This window comes from Streptomyces calidiresistens (assembly GCF_014141525.1).
Taxonomy (GTDB): domain Bacteria; phylum Actinomycetota; class Actinomycetes; order Streptomycetales; family Streptomycetaceae; genus Streptomyces; species Streptomyces calidiresistens.
Genome location: NZ_VKHS01000452.1, coordinates 1 through 4,582 on the forward strand (window position 1 = coordinate 1; position 4,582 = coordinate 4,582).

The 4,582-nt window shown below is 71.1% G+C and carries 2 protein-coding genes; both read right to left on the reverse strand.

The features are described 5' to 3' along the window. Positions 1 to 12: 12 nt before the first annotated feature. Positions 13 to 3,321 carry a carbamoyl-phosphate synthase large subunit gene (gene carB, locus FOE67_RS17395; protein ID WP_182665332.1) on the reverse strand — a complete coding sequence of 1,103 codons (3,309 nt, stop codon included), beginning with the start codon at positions 3,319 to 3,321 and terminating at the stop codon, positions 13 to 15. Beyond that, positions 3,314 to 4,489, reverse strand: a complete 1,176-nt coding sequence (gene carA, locus FOE67_RS17400) for a glutamine-hydrolyzing carbamoyl-phosphate synthase small subunit (RefSeq protein ID WP_182665335.1) — start codon at positions 4,487 to 4,489, stop codon at positions 3,314 to 3,316. Before carA ends, carB begins: the two co-directional genes overlap by 8 nt. Positions 4,490 to 4,582: the final 93 nt, after the last annotated feature.

Here is a 4,582-nt window from a genome sequence, read left to right on the forward strand (position 1 = left end):
CGGGCGGGTGGGTCAGTCGCGCGGGGCGCGCAGCCGCTCGGCGTGCTCCTGGAGGGAGCCGACCCCGACCTCTCCGCTGTTGAGGGCTCCGATGCCCTGCACCGCGGCGGCCAGGGCCTGCACGGTGGTCAGGCAGGGCACCGACCGGGCGACGGCCGCGGTGCGGATGTCCCAGCCGTCCAGGCGCCCACCGGTGCCGTAGGGGGTGTTGACGATCAGATCGACCTCGCCGTCGTGGATGAGTCCCACGATGGTCCGCTCGCCGTTCGGCCCCTCGCCCTCGCTCTGCTTGCGCACCACCGTGGCGGCGATGCCGTTGCGGCGCAGCACCTCGGCCGTACCGGAGGTGGCCAGCAGTTCGAAGCCCATGGCGGCCAGTTCGCGGGCGGGGAAGATCACGGCGCGCTTGTCGCGGTTGGCGACCGAGACGAAGGCCCGCCCGCCGGTGGGCAGGGCGCCGTAGGCACCGGCCTGGGACTTGGCGTAGGCGGTGCCGAAGACGGCGTCGATGCCCATCACCTCGCCGGTGGAGCGCATCTCCGGGCCCAGCACGGTGTCCACGCCCCGACCGTGCACGTCCCGGAAGCGGGACCACGGCATCACCGCCTCCTTGACGGAGATCGGCGCGTCCAGCGGCAGGGTGCCGCCGTCCCCCTCGGCCGGCAGCAGGCCCTCGGCCCGCAGCTCGGCGATCGTGGCTCCCAGGGAGATGCGGGCCGCCGCCTTGGCCAGGGGCACACCGGTCGCCTTGGAGGTGAAGGGGACCGTCCGCGAGGCGCGGGGGTTGGCCTCCAGGACGTAGAGGATGTCCCCCACCAGCGCGAACTGGATGTTGATCAGTCCGCGCACCCCGACCCCCGCGGTGATGGCGGTGGTGGAGGCGCGCAGCCGCTTGATGTCGTGACCGCCCAGGGTGATCGGCGGCAGGGCACAGGCCGAGTCGCCGGAGTGGATGCCGGCCTCCTCGATGTGCTCCATCACCCCGCCCAGGTACAGCTCCTCGCCGTCGTACAGGGCGTCGACGTCGATCTCGATGGCGTCGTCGAGGAACCGGTCGATCAGCACGGGGTGTTCGGAGATCAGGCCGGCGTGCCGGCGCAGGTACTCCGCGAGGGAGACCTCGTCGTAGACGATCTGCATGCCCCGTCCGCCCAGCACGTAGCTGGGGCGCACCATCACCGGGTAGCCGATGCCGGCGGCGATGGCGGCGGCCTCCTCGAAGGAGAAGGCGGTGCCGTACTTGGGGGCGGGCAGGCCCGCCTCGGCGAGGACCCGGCCGAAGGCGCCCCGGTCCTCGGCCGCGTGGATGGCCTCCGGCGGGGTGCCGACGATCGGCACCCCGTTGTCCTTGAGCGCCTGGGCCAGGCCCAGCGGCGTCTGGCCGCCGAGCTGGACGATCACACCGGCGATCGGGCCCGCCTCCCGCTCGGCGTGCACGACCTCCAGGACGTCCTCCAGGGTGAGCGGCTCGAAGTACAGCCGGTCGGAGGTGTCGTAGTCGGTGGAGACGGTCTCGGGGTTGCAGTTGACCATCACGGTCTCGTAGCCGGCCTCGCCCAGGGCGAAGGAGGCGTGGACGCAGGAGTAGTCGAACTCGATGCCCTGGCCGATGCGGTTGGGCCCCGAGCCCAGGATGATGACGGCCGGCCTCTCCCGGGGCGCGACCTCGTTCTCCTCGTCGTAGGAGGAGTAGAAGTACGGCGTGCGGGCGGCGAACTCGGCGGCGCAGGTGTCGACGGTCTTGTAGACCGGGCGCACCCCCAGCGCGTGCCGGACCTCGCGCACCACGTCCTCGCGCAGGTCGCGCAACTCACCGATCTGCCGGTCGGAGAAGCCGTGGCGCTTGGCGTGGCGCAGCAGGTCGGCGTCGAGCCGGGGAGCGCCGGCGATCTCCTCGGCGATCTCGTGGATCAGGAAGAGCTGGTCCACGAACCAGGGATCGATGTGGGTGGCCTCGAAGACCTGTTCGGGCGTGGCGCCGGCGCGGATGGCCCGCATGACGGTCGACAGCCGCCCGTCGGTCGGACGACCGGAGAGGGCCAACAGCTCGTCGCGGTCACCGGGGTCACCGGTGAAGGAGAACTGCGAGTCCTTCTTCTCCAGCGAGCGCAGCGCCTTGTTCAGCGCCTCGGTGAAGTTGCGGCCGATGGCCATCGCCTCACCGACGGACTTCATGGTGGTGGTCAGACCGGCGTCGGCGGCCGGGAACTTCTCGAACGCGAACCGCGGCACCTTGACCACGACGTAGTCGAGGGTCGGCTCGAAGGAGGCCGGGGTCTCCTCGGTGATGTCGTTGGGGATCTCGTCCAGGGTGTACCCGATGGCCAGCTTGGCGGCGATCTTCGCGATCGGGAAGCCGGTGGCCTTGGAGGCGAGGGCCGAGGAGCGGGAGACCCGGGGGTTCATCTCGATGACGACGACACGGCCGTCCTCGGGGTTGACCGCGAACTGGATGTTGCAGCCACCGGTGTCCACCCCGACCTCGCGGATGACCGCGATGCCCACGTCGCGCAGGATCTGGTACTCGCGGTCGGTCAGGGTCATCGCGGGGGCGACGGTGATGGAGTCACCGGTGTGCACGCCCATCGGGTCGAGGTTCTCGATGGAGCAGACGACCACCACGTTGTCGTTCCGGTCGCGCATCAGCTCCAGCTCGTACTCCTTCCAACCGAGGATGGACTCCTCCAGGAGGACCTCGGTGGTCGGGGAGAGCGTGAGGCCCTGACCGGCAATGCGGCGCAGTTCCTCCTCGTCGTGGGCGAAGCCGGAGCCGGCGCCCCCCATGGTGAAGGAGGGGCGGACCACCACGGGATAGCCGCCGAGGGTCTCCACCCCCGCGATGACCTCGTCCATGGAGTGGCAGATCACCGAGCGGGCGGACTCGCCGTGCCCGATCTTCCGCCGCACGGCCTCCACGACCTCCTTGAACAGGTCGCGGTCCTCGCCCTTGTTGATCGCCTCCACGTCGGCGCCGATCAGCTCGACCCCGTACCGCTTGAGGGTTCCGGCGTCGTGCAGGGCGATGGCGGTGTTCAGGGCCGTCTGGCCGCCGAGGGTCGGCAGCAGGGCGTCCGGCCGTTCCCTGGCGATGATCCTCTCGACGTACTCCGGGGTGATCGGCTCGACGTAGGTGGCGTCGGCGATCTCCGGATCGGTCATGATCGTGGCCGGGTTGGAGTTGACCAGGACGACCCTCAGGCCCTCGGCCTTGAGCACCCGGCACGCCTGGGTGCCGGAGTAGTCGAACTCGGCCGCCTGACCGATGACGATCGGGCCCGAGCCGATGACCAGGACGGATCGGATGTCGGTGCGCTTAGGCACGCTGGGCCTCCATCAGGGAAACGAAGCGGTCGAACAGGTAGGCGGCGTCGTGCGGACCGGCCGCCGCCTCGGGGTGGTACTGGACGCTGAAGGCGGGACGGTCGAGCAGACGCAGTCCCTCCACGACGTTGTCGTTCAGGCAGACGTGCGAGACCTCCGCCCGTCCGAAGGGTGTCCGCGAGACCTCGTCCAGGGGGGCGTCCACGGCGAAGCCGTGGTTGTGGGCGGTGACCTCCACCTTCCCCGTCGTACGGTCCTGCACCGGCTGGTTGATGCCCCGGTGACCGTACTTGAGCTTGTAGGTGCCGAAGCCCAGCGCGCGTCCCAGGATCTGGTTGCCGAAGCAGATCCCGAACAGCGGGATGCGGCGCTCCAACACCGCGCGCATCAGGGCCACGGGGTGGTCGGCGGCGGCCGGGTCACCCGGACCGTTGGAGAAGAACACGCCGTCCGGACCGCCCGGCGCCACCCCCAGCACCTGCTCCACCGAGGCGGTCGCCGGCAGCACGTGCACCTCGATGCCGCGCTCGGCCATGCGCCGCGGGGTCATGCCCTTGATGCCGAGGTCCACCGCGGCGACGGTGAACCGCTTCTCCCCGACCGCCGGCACCACGTAGGGCTCGGTGCAGGCCACCTCGGCGGAGAGGTCGGCGCCCTTCATCGCCGGGATCGCCCGCACCCGGTCGACCAGCGCCCGCGGGTCGGCGCCCTCGACGGCGGGGCCGGAGAAGATGCCCACCCGCATGGCGCCCCGCTCGCGCAGGTGACGGGTGAGGGCCCGGGTGTCCACCCCGCTGATGCCCACCACGCCCTGCGCCGCCAGTTCCTCGTCGAGGCTGCGGCGGGAGCGCCAGTTGGAGGGTCGGCGGGCGGGGTCGCGGACCACGAAGCCGGAGACCCAGATCCGGATCGACTCCGGGTCCTCGTCGTTCACCCCGGTGTTGCCGATGTGGGGAGCGGTCATGACCACCACCTGGCGGTGGTAGGAGGGGTCGGTCAGCGTCTCCTGGTAGCCGGTCATGCCGGTGGAGAACACCGCCTCGCCGAAGGTCTCGCCGACGGCGCCCCAGGCGCGACCGCGGAAGACGCGGCCGTCCTCCAGGACCAGCAGGGCCGGTCCGGACGCGGTGCCGGGGCTCTTCGTCTCGGAGGGGAGGGAGGTCGTCATCGTGCGCCTTCCTGGTCGTGCGGGCCGGTGGGACATCCGCTCCGCGACCCCGGCCCAGTCCAGCAGCCCGGTGTCCACCATGGTGTGCTGGAC

Coding starts and splice junctions, on each gene's coding strand:
- carA (WP_182665335.1), bottom strand. CDS start 4,489: ATGACGACCTCCCTCCCCTCCGAGACGAAGAGCCCCGGCACCGCGTCC.